Annotated in this window: 14 protein-coding genes; 4 read left to right on the forward strand and 10 right to left on the reverse strand. The window is 35.9% G+C overall.

The genetic code is table 11. The annotated features are described in order from the left end of the window. Position 1: 1 nt before the first annotated feature. From ACP7AQ_RS05555 to ACP7AQ_RS05565, 3 genes are all read right to left on the reverse strand, one after another. On the reverse strand, positions 2-205 hold the full coding sequence (locus tag ACP7AQ_RS05555; RefSeq protein ID WP_426091411.1) for a YgaP family membrane protein: 204 nt from the start codon (positions 203-205) through the stop codon (positions 2-4). A 25-nt stretch (positions 206-230) separates the two neighbouring features. Continuing rightward, the gene (locus ACP7AQ_RS05560) at positions 231-1646 is read right to left on the reverse strand and encodes an MBL fold metallo-hydrolase (protein WP_426094708.1); all 1416 of its coding nucleotides are present in this window, start codon (positions 1644-1646) and stop codon (positions 231-233) included. Between the two features lie 310 nt (positions 1647-1956). Further along, entirely contained in the window at positions 1957-2583 is a 627-nt protein-coding gene (locus ACP7AQ_RS05565; protein ID WP_426063936.1) for a Crp/Fnr family transcriptional regulator, read from the reverse strand. Between the two features lie 283 nt (positions 2584-2866). Between ACP7AQ_RS05565 and ACP7AQ_RS05570 the strand changes: the two genes are divergently transcribed. Then, on the forward strand, positions 2867-3178 hold the full coding sequence (locus ACP7AQ_RS05570; protein ID WP_426094709.1) for a rhodanese-like domain-containing protein: 312 nt from the start codon (positions 2867-2869) through the stop codon (positions 3176-3178). A gap of 60 nt (positions 3179-3238) precedes the next feature. Next, positions 3239-4819 (forward strand): NADP-dependent glyceraldehyde-3-phosphate dehydrogenase, encoded by a 1581-nt coding sequence (locus ACP7AQ_RS05575; protein WP_426094710.1) that lies wholly within the window; start codon positions 3239-3241, stop codon positions 4817-4819. 375 nt (positions 4820-5194) lie between these two features. Here the strand turns inward: ACP7AQ_RS05575 and katG are convergent, their stop codons facing one another. Then, a complete protein-coding gene (gene katG / locus ACP7AQ_RS05580; protein WP_426094711.1) occupies positions 5195-7447 on the reverse strand; it encodes a catalase/peroxidase HPI in 2253 nt (750 codons plus the stop codon). 368 nt (positions 7448-7815) lie between these two features. Here katG and ACP7AQ_RS05585 point away from each other — a divergent pair, with 368 nt between their 5' ends. Both ACP7AQ_RS05585 and ACP7AQ_RS05590 read left to right on the forward strand, forming a co-directional pair. Next, positions 7816-8262: a TerB family tellurite resistance protein gene (locus ACP7AQ_RS05585; RefSeq protein WP_426094712.1), complete on the forward strand. Its 447-nt coding sequence runs from the start codon at positions 7816-7818 to the stop codon at positions 8260-8262. Between the two features lie 263 nt (positions 8263-8525). Further along, the gene (locus tag ACP7AQ_RS05590; RefSeq protein WP_426094713.1) at positions 8526-10106 is read left to right on the forward strand and encodes a GMC oxidoreductase; all 1581 of its coding nucleotides are present in this window, start codon (positions 8526-8528) and stop codon (positions 10104-10106) included. 373 nt (positions 10107-10479) lie between these two features. Here ACP7AQ_RS05590 and ACP7AQ_RS05595 read toward each other — a convergent pair whose 3' ends face one another. From ACP7AQ_RS05595 to ACP7AQ_RS05620, 6 genes are all read right to left on the reverse strand, one after another. Beyond that, entirely contained in the window at positions 10480-11910 is a 1431-nt protein-coding gene (locus tag ACP7AQ_RS05595) for an OprD family outer membrane porin (protein ID WP_426094714.1), read from the reverse strand. 135 nt (positions 11911-12045) lie between these two features. Beyond that, positions 12046-13740: a bifunctional metallophosphatase/5'-nucleotidase gene (locus ACP7AQ_RS05600; protein ID WP_426094715.1), complete on the reverse strand. Its 1695-nt coding sequence runs from the start codon at positions 13738-13740 to the stop codon at positions 12046-12048. 103 nt (positions 13741-13843) lie between these two features. Next, positions 13844-14269: a DsrE family protein gene (locus ACP7AQ_RS05605; RefSeq protein WP_426063944.1), complete on the reverse strand. Its 426-nt coding sequence runs from the start codon at positions 14267-14269 to the stop codon at positions 13844-13846. A 16-nt stretch (positions 14270-14285) separates the two neighbouring features. Further along, positions 14286-15359 carry a c-type cytochrome gene (locus ACP7AQ_RS05610; RefSeq protein WP_426094716.1) on the reverse strand — a complete coding sequence of 358 codons (1074 nt, stop codon included), beginning with the start codon at positions 15357-15359 and terminating at the stop codon, positions 14286-14288. Between the two features lie 6 nt (positions 15360-15365). Continuing rightward, positions 15366-15863: a DUF6691 family protein gene (locus ACP7AQ_RS05615; protein WP_091205541.1), complete on the reverse strand. Its 498-nt coding sequence runs from the start codon at positions 15861-15863 to the stop codon at positions 15366-15368. Positions 15864-15873: 10 nt separating this feature from the next. Beyond that, positions 15874-16443: a YeeE/YedE family protein gene (locus ACP7AQ_RS05620; RefSeq protein ID WP_426063946.1), complete on the reverse strand. Its 570-nt coding sequence runs from the start codon at positions 16441-16443 to the stop codon at positions 15874-15876. Between the last annotated feature and the right edge of the window lie 73 nt (positions 16444-16516).

A 16516-nucleotide genomic window follows, 5' to 3' on the forward strand; every position in this document is an offset into this window, starting at 1 on the left:
TTTATATTTTTTTTGCGGTTGAAATTCCAAACGGGGCATACAATGGGCAAAAGCTCACAAAACTGGTGATTATAAAAACAACTGCAAATGCTCCTAAAACAATTGCAAGCGCACCGCTGATAGTATTGGTAAAATACAATATTGCAATTATTACTGCAATGGCGATCCGGATAATTTTGTCTGTTGAACCCATGTTTTTTTTCATTGTATACTTTTTATTTGGTTATTAATTATTTCAAAACTTTACTTTGGCATACGAAATCGGTTTTTGGAATATCCGTTTTTGCAATAGCATTAAAACCGCCTTCAATTTCAGTAAAATTTCTAAAACCACGCGCTTCTAGTATTGAAGCGGCAATCATACTGCGGTATCCACCGGCACAATGCAGGTAAAAGTGTTCTTTTGGATTAATATCTTTAACCCATTCATTAATAGCCGCTAATGGCTTACTGTAGGATTCCTCAACATGCTCTGCGCAGTATTCACTTTCTTTACGAATATCAATTATTTTGCTTTCGCCAATTTTTACTTCCTCGGCAAATTGTTCGGCTGAAATTCTATTAACGGTATCAATTTCTTTTCCTGCTTTTGCCCAAGCATCAAAACCACCTGCCAGATGACCAATCAAGTTGTCAAATCCCACACGGCTCAAGCGAGTAACGGTTTCTTCCTCTTGTCCTGGTTCGCAAATAATTAGGATTGGTTGTTGCACATCGGCAATTAAAGCGCCTACCCAAGGAGCAAAATCACCATCAATTCCAATATTTACAGATTGCGGAATAAATCCTTTGGCAAATTCTCCGTTGTTACGAGTGTCCAAAAGTAAGGCTCCGGTTTCTTCAGCGGCCACTTCAAATTCTGAAGGGGAGAGAGCACGCATTCCTAAATTCAAAACGTTTTCGAAACTGTCGTATCCTTTTTTGTTCATGGCCACATTCATACCAAAATAAGCGGGCGGCGGCAATAAACCTTCCGTCACCTCTTGTACGAATTCGGATTCTGTCATATTCGCACGTAATGCATAATTAGTTGCTTTTTGGTCGCCAATGGTCGAAACGGTTTCCGTACTCATATTTTTTCCACAGGCACTTCCTGCACCGTGCGCGGGATAAACCATGACATCATCTGCCAAAGTCATGATTTTTGTTCGTAACGAATGAAATAGGGTAGCGGCCAATTGTTCTTGCGTCATGTGTATCGCTTTTTGAGCTAAATCCGGCCTTCCCACATCGCCTATAAACAAAGTGTCTCCCGAGAAAATAGCGTGATCATTTCCGTTTTCGTTAATCAATAAAAAAGTGGAGCTTTCCATGGTGTGTCCCGGAGTGTGCAGTACTTTTATTTTGATGTTTCCAATGGTGAATTCCTGTCCGTCTTTTGCAGAAATGCAATCAAATTCGCAGGTAGCATTTGGACCATAAACGATTGGAGCACCAGTTTGGCGGCTTAAATCGACATGGCCGGAAACAAAATCAGCGTGAAAATGGGTTTCGAAAATGTATTTTAATTTCACCTCATCTCTTTTTAGTCGGTCGAGATAAGGTTGGGTTTCCCGTAACGGGTCAATAATGGCAGCTTCACCATTTGAAGTAATGTAGTAAGCACCTTGTGCTAAACATCCGGTGTATATTTGTTCTATTTGCATGATTGCGTTTTTTAAATGTACAGTGCAAATGTATTTCTGTTTTTTAAGAAAAACAGTGACAATTGTTACATTACTATTATTGGAATAAGAAAAATGATTGGTTGGATTGTATGCTTCTGTTTCAAATATTAAACAAAAAAACAATATTAAAGATAATCAAAAATTAAGTTTAGTGTTCATTTTACAAAGTGAATTTTTTATAAAACAAGAATCTAAAGTATTGAAAAACAGTTACTAATTAAATGGTATAAAAAATTTGGACAAAAAAAAGGGTTTTTAAAAACGGATTATCTCAGTGAATCAGTTGAATTTATTTTAAAAGTTCAATATTATTGCGGTGTAAAGCAACTATGCCGCGCTGTTCCATTTTTTTTAACAAACGGGAAATCACTTCTCTGGAAGTATTCAATTCGGAGGCAATTTCCTGATGGGAAAGCTTCAATTCTTTACAACCACAAACATCAGCATGACGTTTTAAATAAAACTCCAATCGCTCGTCCATCGCTCTGAAAGCAATGCTGTCAATAACTTCCAAGACTTCTTCAAAACGACTTCTGTACGTGTCAATTACAAATTCATACCAACTGCGGTGTTGCATCATCCATTTATCCATCAATGGTAAGGGCACCATGATTAATTCAACATCCTCAACGACTTTGGCCATGATTTGGCTTTTTTCATTTTTGGTGGCACAAATCAAAGAAATGGCACAAGCTTGCCCCGGTTGCAAATAATACATAAAAAACTCGCCGCCATTTTCATCTTCTCGATAAACCTTTATTTTGCCGCTGATTACCAGTACCGTATTTTTTATGTACTGACCAGTTCGCATGATTACATCACCAGTTTTGAAGGATTGTATAGCCGCATTGGCATCAACATCTTTGACTAATTCAGTAGAAAAGGAAGGAAATATTTTTTTTATCGGATCAATCATTATAATTTTTTTTCACTTTTTTGTATTGTAAAAGTAGTTTAAAAAACTCAAAAAGCAGGTTGTTTATTAGACTAAAACGGCATACAAGTGCTTGATTAAGCGTCTATTATTTATATATTATCTATGGATTTAATAGACTGTTTTTCGCAAAAATAAAAGCTTAATTTATATTTTCTTGATTGTTAATGTTTTGCGAAAACGATTTCTTATTAATATTATCTAATTAACAATTGATGCATTTATTGTTTGGTAAAAACGTTGTATTTTTACAAAAAACATCATTATGAATTTAACACAAGAAGATTGGGTTTCTCAATTTGAAGCTGATGAAAATGCAGTGATTCTGGACGTGAGAACCGAAGACGAATTTAACGAAGGTTTTATAGCAAATGCTATCAATATTGATATTCACAGAGGCCAGGATTTTGTAACCGAAATAGAAGCTTTGGATAAAAATAAAAATTATTATGTGTATTGCCGCTCCGGAATGCGAAGTGCAAAAGCCTGTGAAATAATGAATCAGCTGGGTTTTATAAATGCTTATAATCTTATTGGCGGCATTACAGAATGGGACGGCGAGATCATTGAACCATAAAACGGAAAGAGACAATCGCGTCTTTTATTTATTTAAACTATAAATATAATATCCAACAGTATGAACATAATACCAGAAGAATTTCAGATAACCACATTATTAAATCAAGATACGTATTTAGTGGATGGCGAATTAAAAAAGTGGGAAGGCCAGACTACCGCAGTTTTTTCAACGATTTCATCTACGGAAACATACGGCCCAACAATCCTCGGTTCAATCCCGTTTATGGGCGAAACTGAGGCTTTGGAAGCAGTCAATGCGGCTAGTGTAGCGTATAACAATGGTCAGGGATTGTGGCCTACAATGAAAGTTTCAGACCGTATTAAATGTATGTCGAATTTTGTCACTCAAATGAAAGCGACCCGTAACGAAGTTGTTAAATTTTTGATGTGGGAAATTGGTAAATCATTGCCGGATTCCGAAAAAGAATTTGACAGAACTGTAGAATATATTTACGATACTATTGAAGATTATAAATTATTAGACCGAAATAGTTCCCGTTTTACCAAAAGCCAAGGTGTAAATGCTATGGTACGTCGTGGACCTCTTGGAGTTGTATTGTGTCTTGGACCTTACAATTATCCGCTCAACGAAACTTTTGCACTGCTAATTCCGGCATTGATTATGGGGAATACCGTTATTTTTAAACCCGCAAAACATGGCGTGCTGTTGATTTCCCCTTTGTTGGAAGCGTTCAGAAGTAGTTTTCCAAAAGGAGCCATTAATATTGTTTACGGCAGAGGGCGTGAGGTTGCTTCGCCAATTATGAAGTCCGGAAAAGTTAATATTTTGGCTTTGATAGGAAACAGCAAATCAGCGATTGCCTTGCAGGATCAACACCCAAACAAAAACAGACTACGTTTGATATTAGGTTTAGAAGCTAAGAATCCAGCTATTATTTTACCGGACGCCGATTTAGATTTGGCCATTCAGGAATGTATCGCAGGAACGCTGTCATTCAACGGGCAACGTTGTACAGCATTGAAAATTTTATACGTTCACGAGACGATTGCCGATGAATTCAACAGACGTTTTGCTGCCAAAGTAGATTCGCTTGTTTTTGGAAATCCTTGGGACCAATCAGTGATGCTAACTCCGTTACCGGAAAAAGATAAACCGGCTTATATTCAGGAATTGATTGACGATGCTGTCAAAAAAGGCGCAACCATCATCAATGAAAAAGGTGGAAATCATTCTGCTAATTATATATTTCCTGCGGTTTTGTTTCCAATAAATAAAGAAATGCGAGTGTATCATGAAGAGCAATTTGGTCCAGTGGTACCAATAATGACTTTCAAAGATATTCAGGAACCCTTAAACGATATGGCCGAATCAAATTACGGTCAACAAGTAAGTTTGTTTGGCAGCGATATCAAAACTATTGCGCCACTTATTGATACTTTGGTAAATTTAGTGTGCAGAGTAAATTTGAACAGTTCTTGCCAGAGAGGTCCCGACGTATATCCGTTTACAGGACGAAAAGATTCAGCTGTGGGAACGTTGAGTATTCACGACGCCTTGCGCTCGTTCTCTATCAGAACTTTTGTAGCTTCGAAAGACAATGACTACAACAATGCTATTTTGCAGGAATTATTAAACAGCAAAGAATCCAATTTTGTTAATACGGATTATACAATGTAAATCTATTTTAATTAGAAAAATAAAGCCGTCTCGTTTTTTTCGAGATGGTTTTTTTTTGGAGTTGAGGTTGGAGATGAGATTTTTATTCTAAAAAAGTTAAGTAATACTTTGATTTATATCTAATTAAAAAATTAAGATAGTTTTACAGGAAATGGTAAATTAATGAAAAACAAAACTTTTAGATATGCTGGTTTAGATTTTTGGTTAATTATCTATGCTTTAGCAAAAGCTATTTAGTGGCACGAAGCTTTCTTATTTGGATGGATTAGTGTGACTTTATAACTGGGATAATCTGTTTTGTACTTTAAATTATAAAAAACAAAAAAGGTGATCTGTTGCCAGACCACCTTTTTAAACAAATTAAAAATACTAAAATTAAACCAGATCGAAACGGTCAAGGTTCATCACTTTGGTCCAAGCTGCAACAAAGTCCTTAACAAATTTTTCTTGCGAATCGACACAGCCATAAACTTCAGCAATAGCTCTCAGTTCAGAGTTTGAACCAAAAATAAGATCTACGCGCGTACCAATCCATTTAATTGTACCAGTTTTACGGTCAGTACCTACAAACGCATCATCAGATTCTGAAACAGCTTTCCAAGTTGTGCCTAAATCAAGTAAGTTTACAAAGAAATCATTAGTTAAAGTTTCTGGACGTTTTGTAAAAATTCCAGTTTGAGAGTGATCAAAATTCGTATTCAACACACGCATACCACCAACAAGAGCTGTCATTTCTGGCACTGTTAATGTCAACAATTGCGCTTTATCGATGAGCATTTCCTCGGCTGAAACCGTATATTTTGTCTTAACGTAATTACGGAAACCATCTGCTTGAGGCTCAAGTACTGCAAATGAGTTCACATCGGTTTGTTCTTGTAAAGCATCTGTTCTTCCTGAAGTAAACGGAAGTTTAACATCATGATTAGCATTTTTTGCTGCTTTTTCAATTCCTGCATTTCCACCTAAAACAATTAAATCCGCAATTGATACTTGCTTGCCACCAGTATTAGCGATGTTAAACTCTTTTTGAATTTCTTCCAATGTCTCAATAACTTGTGCTAATTGAGAAGGATTGTTTACTTTCCAATCTTTTTGAGGTTCTAAACGAATACGAGCCCCGTTTGCGCCACCACGTTTATCAGAGCCACGGAAAGTAGATGCTGACGCCCATGCAGTTGATACCAGTTGAGAAACTGATAATCCTGAAGCTAATATTGTTGCTTTTAGAAAATCAATATCTTGATCGTCTATTAATTGATGATTGATTGCAGGAATAGGATCTTGCCAGATCAGATCTTCAGCAGGAATTTCTGGTCCTAAATAACGGGTTTTTGGACCTAGATCACGGTGGGTCAACTTAAACCAAGCTCGAGCAAACGCAGCATTGAATTCTGCGGGATTCGCTAAAAAACGTCTTGATATTTTTTCATAAGCAGGGTCAAATCGTAATGATAAATCGGTAGTCAACATAAAAGGTTGGTGACTTAATGATGGATTGTGAGCATCTGGCACTAAACCAGCACCTGCTCCATCTTTTGGTTTCCACTGAAACGCACCTGCTGGACTCTTGGTTAATTCCCATTCATAATTAAATAAATTTTCGAAATAATTATTACTCCATTTCGATGGCGTGGTAGTCCATGCGCCTTCTAAACCACTAGTAATTGTGTCTGCACCATTACCAGTGCCGAAGCTGTTTTTCCAACCTTGGCTTTGTTCTTCGATACTCGCTCCTGCAGGTTCTGCACCAACATAATTTTCTGGATCTGCAGCACCATGGGTTTTACCCAAAGTGTGTCCACCTGCACTTAATGCAACAGTTTCTTCGTCATTCATTGCCATTCGGGCAAATGTCTCACGAATATCATGAGCTGCCAATACTGGATCTGGGTTTCCGTTTGGTCCTTCTGGATTCACATAAATTAATCCCATTTGAACCGCAGCAAGAGGTTGTTCCAGTTCGCGTTCAGTATTGTAACGACTGTCGCCCAACCACTCATTTTCAGAACCCCAATATATATCTTCGTTTGGTTCCCATACATCTTCACGTCCACCAGCGAAACCAAAAGTTTCAAAACCAGCCGACTCTAAGGCACAGTTACCAGTTAAAATTAATAAATCAGCCCAAGAAATTTTTCTGCCGTATTTTTGTTTAATTGGCCACAACAGTAGCCTAGCTTTATCTAAGTTAGCATTGTCTGGCCAGCTGTTTAGCGGAGCAAAACGTTGTGTTCCAGCTCCAGAACCACCACGTCCGTCTGCTATACGATATGTACCTGCACTGTGCCAAGCCATTCTGATGAATAATCCACAGTAGGATCCATAATCGGCTGGCCACCAGTCTTGTGAAGTTGTCATTAAATCCGTAATGTCCTGTTTCAATGCAGCAAAATCTAACGATTTAAATTCTTCTGCGTAATTGAAAGTTTCTCCCATTGGGTTCGACGCTGCAGAGTGTTGACGCAAAATATTTAATTTCAATTGATTTGGCCACCAGTCACGGTTTGCCGGAGCAGAACCGGCGCCTTGTTTTGCGTGAGTTCCAGCGCTGGCACCATGATTAAATGGACATTTGCTTTCGCTGTTCACATTATAAGACGATGTGGTTGGATTTGAATTATTTTCCATAGTTTACTTGATTTTTATTTACTTGAATGCGAATTTACTACAAACCATCCTTATCTGATTTTATTTTCAATAGATAAAAACTATAACGAATTATAGTGTTAGTGATGCATAAACACACCAAAAACGTTTAATTAATTGATTATGAGTCGGTAATGTTATTTTTTCATCACATGAAGTTTATAAATTCGTAATAATTATACTGTTGACTTTTACTATTTTTTTTAAATAGGAATAAAATGCTGAATCATTCTTAAAGAATAAAGGGCTTGTTTTCCCAAGTTTCCTGAAAACTTAAAAATAAATCATAATTTAGTACTAAATCCTAGTAATCCAATAAGCTGTTAGCAGTAACTTTAACCAAAAAAAATATGAGTTTATTTGAAGCTAAAAACAATAATGACCAAAATTCCATAACTTCTGAAATTGAAGCTTGGGTTGGAATTTTATATTCGTGCCTTTCTGCCGATAATCAAATTACCGATTCAGAAACCGCAACATTATCGAGAATATTGCATTCTAAACAAAAATTTATCGGAATTGATATCGCTTCTCTTTATGCAAAATCATACCATTTAAGAACGGAAATGGGACAATTGAACTACATTTCAGCCTGTTGTAAATTAATTGAAAAAGCTGATAAAGAAACAGTATTTGCTCTTGCATTGGAAGTTTTACTTGCCGACGGAACATTGGAAAAAGAAGAAAAAAACGTAATAGAAGTTTTATCCAATCACTTAAAAATAGAAGCTGGAATGACCAGTAAAATAATTGAGGTGATTTTCCTGAAAAATAAAGGGAATATTAAAGGAATATAAATTGACAGTTCTACCACATTAATAACTAAAAGCCAGTCAGATCTATTTTACCGTTAGGTTAAATGAATAAGAGCATTTCAAATTTGAAATGCTCTTATTCATTTAAAAACAGATCTACATCAAATCGTTTATTATATCGGCATCCGATTAGGGTCACTACAAGTTGATGTTTTTGCTGTCAAAAGAATCCTTTCTAGGTAAATTAGTATGCGTGCATATTATTCAAAATAATTGCTTATTTTTGGGATATAACACAAAAAAAGATGCATTACGATTTTGATTACATAATAATAGGAAGCGGATTTGGAGGTTCAGTAAGTGCCTTACGACTTTCTGAAAAAGGATACAAAGTTTTAGTAATTGAAAAAGGTAAATGGTACCAATCCGAAGATTTTGCCAAAACTAATTGGAACCTACGGAAATGGTTGTGGATGCCTTCTCTACGTTTCTTTGGTATCATGAAAATGAGTATTTTCAGGCATATTGTAATTATATCGGGAACAGGGGTTGGTGGTGGTTCTTTAGTGTATGCGAATACTTTGCCCATACCAAAATCCGCATTTTATAAATCAGGAAGTTGGAGCGAATTAGAAGATTGGGAAACTGAACTAAAACCATTTTATCAAAAAGCGCTCACCATGCTTGGCGCGTCCAGAAATCCCAAATTGTTTGACGGTGATATTGCATTAAAACAATTGGCTAAAGAAATTGGGAAAGAAGATCAATTTGAACATCCTGATGTTGCGATTTTTTTTGGAAAACAAGGGGTGAAAGTAAAGGATCCCTATTTTGATGGTAAAGGTCCTGAAAGAGCTGGGTGCAATTTTTGCGGAGGGTGCATGACGGGTTGCAGACATAATGCTAAAAACACACTTGATAAAAATTATCTTTATTTAGCACAAAATAATGGTGCTGAAATCCTCGCCGAAAATGAGGTTTATGATGTTTTGCCAATTGACAATAAAGATGGGTCTACAGGTTATAAAATTGCTGTAAAATCGAGCACAAAATTTTTTGGATCTAAAAAACAATTTACTTCAAAAGGAGTAATTTTTTCAGGAGGAGTATTAGGTACTATTAAATTACTGCTTAAATTAAAGACGAAATCACTTCCGTTATTGTCAGATAAACTCGGCGCTGATATACGAACCAATAATGAAACGCTAATTAGTGTTTCCTCGTTAGACAAAACTAAAAATTTATCAAAAGGAGTAGCTATCGGCAGTATTCTGCGCACGGATGACAATAGCCATCTTGAAATTGTGAGGTATTCGGAAGGATCTGGTTTCTGGAAATTATTTCATTTGCCTTTGTCTAATGGAAAAAACACTTTGGAACGAATGGCAAACATGACGCGGCAAGTGGTAAAATATCCGTTGTCCTATTTCAAAATTTATTGGGTAAACAGTTGGTCAAAAAGTACTACTGTTTTATTATTCATGCAATCAGTAGACAGTACTTTAAAATTTAGAAACAACTATTTTGGCGGAATGTCTTCGATTATAGGTACTGGATTAAAACCGTCAGCTTACATTCCGGAGTCTATTGCTTTAACAGAAAAATACAGCAAAATAATTAATGGTAAAGCAACTTCATTTATTTTAGAATCCGTAGCAGGAATTCCGTCAACTGCTCATGTATTGGGAGGTGCTGTTATGGGGAAAGACCGCTCTGTAGGGGTAATTAATCAAAACAATGAAGTTTTTGGATACCATAATATGTTGGTCATTGACGGTTCTATGATATCTGCAAATCCGGGAGTTAATCCGTCACTTTCCATCACTGCAATTGCAGAACGAGCCATGCATCAGATTCCTTATGCTGCTGAAAGAGTGGATTTTTGAAATTTCACGCTAACTAGAGGAGTTAATAAATGAATCCCTATTATTTTTTTCTTCCAAATGTTTCATTATTAAATTAATTGCCTAATTTAGAGTGCTTAAGCAGCAACATAATTTTATTTTAATTCAGGGCCGCAAGCGTCTTTAAAACAATTCAATTATCAAAAAGAAAATCAAAATAGCGAAAGAAAATATTCACGAAAGACTGCATCGGGAGCCGATTTTGACACATCCCCGATTGAAGTTTATCCCTAACATCGTGCTAAACCTTATTAGCTTTTTTATAACATTTGCAGTGGCAGGAACGATATTTTATTTCCTCATCAATTATTTGATAATGAAATTTTATCATTTGGAATAAAAAAAAAGAAGTGTTTCAAAAATTGAAATTGAGTATAAAATTTATATTACTCATATTCGTTTTATTCAAAATGTAATTTTTGTTAGGATTGGTTTCACCCGCATTAAACTTGTGTACATACAATAATTGCGCATCAAACCCTTTTAGCAATCCTTGAAATTGGTAGCGAAAATCAGCATTGGTCTGCACATAAGAAGGCAATCCGTATTTATTTAATGCAACGTTTTTCACATCCGGCAAGTCAAAATAACCTACTGCCAAATTAGATTTGAATGTCTTTTTAGGATTCGTATATTGTATTTTGGTCATTACCGCATGCGCATCCCCAAAACCTTCATTCCGTTCTCTGGCCATAAAGGTGTAAAACGGGTCTCGTCCCCATTCTCGGGGCATTAAATACCTTCCTTTAGCAGTTATTCGGTTGTAATTTAAAGTAATTTCTATTTTTTTATTCTGCCAGCCTAATCTTCCGCCAAAAGTTTGCGAATTGCCATTTTTTTCAAAATAGGTTTTGCGTGGATTTTCAATTCCGCCGAAATTTAAGGCATTTTGGTAAATTGTCTGAAATCCGAAAAGCATTGTTGTGTTTGGATTTAAATTGTATTTATAGTCCATTTGCAATAGTGCCGAATTGAATATATTCTCTACGTATTGATTCCACAAAAGTGTTTTTAAATTTTTTATCGATTCATTTTGTATACCAACAATATAAATTCCGTCACTGTCTAAATTCCCTGCATAATCGGATTTTGTTCCATCGGGATTGACGCCTGCTGGGTAAATTCCTATGGATTCTCCAACTCTGAAATATTTCATGGTACTTCGTGGTGAAATTCCGTATAGGTAACCTACATTTATTTTAGTTTTTTTGAGTTCATTAAAATCGATCCATATTCCATCGACTTCAGTAGGCCGCATTCTGCCGTCCTGCAGATTTATGAAAGACGTATTCAGCAGTTGTTTTCCAAGGGTTACATTAGAATTTTTGTAGTTGTATTTTAAATATAATTCTTCTAACCTGCTTAAATTGCCTTTACTTGATACGTTTTGAAAATCAAAAAGCGCTACTTCGTATCTGTTGGATAAATTTGTTACAGGATCTTTTTTAGAAAAATCAGAAGAAACGATATCATAAATGTAATAACCGCTGACCCCAAATTGAAAATTATGAAATTTAGCCGTTTCAAATTTTACGCCGCCACCAAGAGCATTGGCATAATAATCAGATAAGCCACTTTCATTGTTGGTACTCATAAAAAAATAGCGAAAATGGCCGCTGAAGTTTCCGTTTTTGAAAGCATTTAAAATCGAGGTGGAATCGATTTTTTCATTATTTTGTTCTTTCCAAACGCTTGGTTTATCTGAAATTTCCTGATGTTGTGCCGAGGAATGGAAACTTATTAAAAGTAAAAAAGTTAAGATTAATATAGAGAAAAAAGATTTCATTTTTAAGTATTTAATTTTTTACAAAAATAATCTGATTCCTATAAATGGGAGGTAACTTTTATCACATTGGGCCAAAAAATAAAGCCGAATGTTTAAACATTCGACTTTATGACTTTTGACTTTACGACTTAACTACTATCTGAAAGTATAATCAACACCGGTAACTTGAGATAATAGTGTTTCAGGAGCATCAAGAATTATTGCGTTTTTTTGCGGTGTAGGTGTAACAGGAGAATTTTGTTTTAAATAATCCCTCATCACCGAATGCAAGGTTGCATTTGTGTTTTTGGCATCCACGACTCCTTTCATTCTGCAAAGCACGTCCACAGGATCTCCGTCACGCTCACAGGCCATGATTGAATACAATTTATCAGGATCTAATGGCATATTTTTCACCGTAATACTTTGAACTCTTTTGTCCATTTCGGCAAAAGCATTAAAGCGCACTTCCATTCCTTTGAATTTAACCACCCATCCACCAAAGCGTTTAGAAGCGTCCTCAGCAAAAACATTGTTAAATTCTTTTTCCAGCCAGTTTTTCAATTGCTTTCCGGTTACTTTGGCTGTTCTTACGGTGCTGTCAACTGGTAACATATCAAAAATAAATCCGTTTGTAATAGCAATATTTCCGGTTTGATCTGGTGTAGTTTTTGGTGGACAAAAGCGGAAGCCATTAGAAAGATTAATGTCAATATCAGGGAATTTCCAGTTTAAGGCATTCAGAATCATAGTATCAATAGGATTTTCGACCACAAAATAGCGGTACAAAGGAATTGTGCTGTATCCAATAACCTTATTGATTTGTTCTGAATAAATGGATTCTTTTTCTTTCAATAATTTTTCGATTTTAGCATCGGGTCTTATTTTTGGAGAATCGACTTCTATTAATTCATAGTTGTCATCAATGACTTTTCCGTTAAGAATAGTCAAATCTAATTTTCCAATAAATGAACCAAATGCTCCCGGTTCCACCACTTTTGAATACTTACAAATAATTGGTTTACGAACTCTTTCGTGTGTGTCGCCACCCAAAATGTAGTTTACACCTTCACATTCCGGTCGGTTTGCCAATGCTATTTGCTGCGATAAACCTAAATGTGCAATTATAATTACATAACTGCATTGTTCCTGATTTCGTAATACATCTATATAATGAGCCAGATTTTCTTCGGGATTGGTATATAAAATTCCTTTACTGTAATTTGGGCTTTGTCGCAACGGCACTACAGGGTCGGTGTAGCCTAAAAAACCAATTTTTGCTCCGGCAATATTCCAAATGGTGTACGGCTGAAAAATAAGTTCGCCACGTTTCCCTTCGCCTAAATCATGGTACATATTGGTACAGATTTTTGGTGCATCAAGAGAACCTAACAACGTTTGCATCTTTCTTTTTCCATAAATTACTTCCCAATTCCCTGGAAGATATAAGTCGTAATTCAACGCATTTAAAATTGGAACAAAAGCCTCACCGGTAGTTTCTACGCTTAATTCGCTTCCTTGAAACATGTCGCCAGTGTCAATGGTATAGGTATTTGGGTTTTTCTTTTTGAGTTGTTTCAGTAAAGTTGCCATGTAGGCATAACCGCCCGTTTTTCTAAAAACAGCTTTCCCATTTTCCCAAAATAACTCATCATGCGGATGAATCTGACAATGCACATCAGTGGTTTGAAGAATAGTAATCGTTTGCGGTTTGCTTTGGCCGATTGCTGCATCCAATTTAAGTTCGTCGATTTGATTAGAATTTGCTATAGCGGAAATAGGTGAAATAATCGCTGCACCCAGGCTTAAGGTCCCTACTGATTTTAGAAAATTTCTTCGGTTATTGCTCATCTATTTTAGGTTTGTAGGTTTGGTTTTTAGCAGATTTTTACAGGAAAAACTACAGCCAAATTCATGGTGTAGCAGGGTACAAAACATAATTTACATTTTTACTTTAGAATCCACCTTTAATGTACGTCCAGCCTTGTTCTTGTTTTTCTACAATCTCTGCTATTCCTACTGGAACATATTCTACTTCTGAAATTAATTGTTCTTTTGTTACTTTTTGACTTTTCAAAGTGTTTTCGCATACTAAAAAACGAACGCCTTTAGCCCGAAGTGCTTTTATTGCTTGTATTTGCTTTGATTTCCCTGACATTACAAATGGTAAACCCATGCTGTGAATCACCACCTCGTATTTTGACTTTGGCCAGTGCGTTGTTAGGTTTGTCAGTTGGTTTATCAATGCTTTTTGTTGTAAAGTATCAGCAGCATTGGTAAACTGAAAAACGATCTTGTGTTTGTTTGGCTTTTTTTGTGCCATCGAAACAATGGAAATCATACTCAATGCAAGAACAAATAAAATGGTTAGGTTTTTCATAATTGGGTTTTTAAGATTATTTTTTTTCGTTTTTCTTTTTTTCGGCTTTTATTGGTTTGAAAGGTCCAAATTTATGTTGGGTTGCCGTAAATGAATCTGAAAATGGACCGAAAGGATGATCCACCGGTTTTTTGGAAATATTGGGCCAGTCTTGCCTTAAATCTTTCGACGGTCTTTCCAGATTTTCTACATAAGCAGCAATATCCCAAGATTCTTCATCGGATAATTGAGGGTTTTCATAGGAGGCGCCCAATGGCATATTGAATTTTATGTATCCTGCAAAACGACTGATTCTAAACAATCCTGCACCACTATTATACGAATTTTTACCCCAAAGTGGTGGATACGTGTATTCTTTTTTATCCGCTGCCAAAATCCCCTCACCATTCTTTTGATGGCAGCTGGCACATTTGGCATCATATAGTGCTTTTCCTTTTACAGGATCAGCGGCGCGATCTAAATACTCCAAATCATAAATTCCAGAAGCATTTGCTTCTTTTCCTTTAGGAACTTTACTGCCAATATATTCAATGTACGCTATCATGGCCTTCATTTCCCTATTATCTTCTTTTAGCGGTTGACCGTTTAAGCTTCTTTCCATACAGTCATTCACTCTTTTGTATAAATTTTCCACTTGGCCGCTTCGCGCTCTCATTTTTGGATACATCGAATATACGGAACCATAATTGTTTCCCCACGGTTTTGTACCGGCATCCAGATGGCAATTGTTGCAATTCATCCCATTAGTGATTTGTCTCAAACTGCCATTTGGACCCAAGTATTTAGCGGTATGCGCAATTAGATCTTTGCCATATTCTACTTCTTGTTTTAAAGTTGAATCTTTAATCAGAGCAATGTCAGCCGGTTTCCAGAATTTTGCCGTTTCATTTTGCAAAATCACTTTTGTCTCTGCATCGACATAAAGGGAATCAATTTGCGTATCATTTTTTTGAAACCAAGCAGTGATTGATGTATTAAAAAACAAAACGACGAACAAAGCCATTACCAGGAAGATAATGGTTGTAAACAGATAAATTAGCCTTTTTACGAGCGATTTAAATTGGACTATATTTTGTTTTTCTGGATTCATAAAGTATTAATGAGGAAGTTTATCTCTAAAATAACCATATACCCAAGTTCCTACTATTGCAAAAAACAGAGTAACAATCATCACTGTGGCACCCGTTCCAATTTGTGCAAATAATGGTCCAGGACAAGCTCCTGTTACTGCCCAACCCAATCCAAAGATAAGTCCTCCGTAGATTTGACCTTTGTTGAAAGTTTTGTCATGGAACTCGATTTTTTCTCCATAAATGGTTTTAATATTGAATTTTTTAATCAGAAAAACGGATATTATACCCACCACAACGGCGCTTCCTATTACACCATACATGTGAAAAGATTGGAAACGGAACATTTCCTGAATGCGATACCAACTGATAATTTCTGCTTTAATGAAAACAATACCAAACAAAATACCAATGATTAAATATTTTAAATTGTGGTACCACTTATGTTCTAATTGACTCTCATTGATACAAGAAGTATCTAAAGAACGCGTTTCGAAATCTGTATTTTGATCTTTAATGTTCATAATTCGTAACTTAAAGTGAAAGAATAAATGGTAAAATAACATTTGCCATAATCAATCCTCCAATGAAGAAACAACATGTTGCTATAAGCGATGGCATTTGTAAATTAGACAAACCGGAAATAGAGTGACCGCTGGTGCATCCTCCCGCATAGCGAGAACCAAAACCAATAAAAAAGCCACCAATAACCATCATAAAAAAGCCTCTGAGTGTAAATAAACTTTCCCACGAGAATAATTGTTCCGGTAACATTCCATAAATTTCAGTTATGCCGTAGCCTGCCAATTCGGTTTTTAGATTTCCATTAATATTAATTGGATTTGGATTTGACAAAGAGCTGTACGCGATCACACCACCCAATAAAATACCGAAAACGAAAAACATATTCCAGATTTCTTTTTTCCAATCGTATTTGAAAAATTTTATGTTTGCCGGTAAGCACATGGCGCAAGTGTGACGTAATGAGGCGCTAATTCCAAATGATTTGTTTCCAATGATTAACAAAGCCGGAACTGTAAGTCCAACTAATGGGCCTGCAATATACCAAGGCCAAGGCTCTCTGATTAATTCTAAAATTTCCATATTTATTTTTTTATAACCACAAAGATTAAATTTATAAATGAGTAGTTATGTTACTTTTGTCACACAAGAAAAA

This window comes from Flavobacterium sp. DSR2-3-3 (assembly GCF_049896585.1).
Lineage (GTDB): Bacteria > Bacteroidota > Bacteroidia > Flavobacteriales > Flavobacteriaceae > Flavobacterium.

Coding starts and splice junctions, on each gene's coding strand:
- ACP7AQ_RS05605 (WP_426063944.1), bottom strand. CDS start 14,269: ATGAAAAACCTAACCATTTTATTTGTTCTTGCATTGAGTATGATTTCC.
- ACP7AQ_RS05595 (WP_426094714.1), bottom strand. CDS start 11,910: ATGAAATCTTTTTTCTCTATATTAATCTTAACTTTTTTACTTTTAATA.
- ACP7AQ_RS05615 (WP_091205541.1), bottom strand. CDS start 15,863: ATGAACATTAAAGATCAAAATACAGATTTCGAAACGCGTTCTTTAGAT.
- ACP7AQ_RS05590 (WP_426094713.1), top strand. CDS start 8,526: ATGCATTACGATTTTGATTACATAATAATAGGAAGCGGATTTGGAGGT.
- ACP7AQ_RS05610 (WP_426094716.1), bottom strand. CDS start 15,359: ATGAATCCAGAAAAACAAAATATAGTCCAATTTAAATCGCTCGTAAAA.
- ACP7AQ_RS05555 (WP_426091411.1), bottom strand. CDS start 205: ATGAAAAAAAACATGGGTTCAACAGACAAAATTATCCGGATCGCCATT.
- ACP7AQ_RS05585 (WP_426094712.1), top strand. CDS start 7,816: ATGAGTTTATTTGAAGCTAAAAACAATAATGACCAAAATTCCATAACT.
- ACP7AQ_RS05575 (WP_426094710.1), top strand. CDS start 3,239: ATGAACATAATACCAGAAGAATTTCAGATAACCACATTATTAAATCAA.
- ACP7AQ_RS05565 (WP_426063936.1), bottom strand. CDS start 2,583: ATGATTGATCCGATAAAAAAAATATTTCCTTCCTTTTCTACTGAATTA.
- ACP7AQ_RS05600 (WP_426094715.1), bottom strand. CDS start 13,740: ATGAGCAATAACCGAAGAAATTTTCTAAAATCAGTAGGGACCTTAAGC.
- ACP7AQ_RS05620 (WP_426063946.1), bottom strand. CDS start 16,443: ATGGAAATTTTAGAATTAATCAGAGAGCCTTGGCCTTGGTATATTGCA.
- ACP7AQ_RS05560 (WP_426094708.1), bottom strand. CDS start 1,646: ATGCAAATAGAACAAATATACACCGGATGTTTAGCACAAGGTGCTTAC.
- katG (WP_426094711.1), bottom strand. CDS start 7,447: ATGGAAAATAATTCAAATCCAACCACATCGTCTTATAATGTGAACAGC.
- ACP7AQ_RS05570 (WP_426094709.1), top strand. CDS start 2,867: ATGAATTTAACACAAGAAGATTGGGTTTCTCAATTTGAAGCTGATGAA.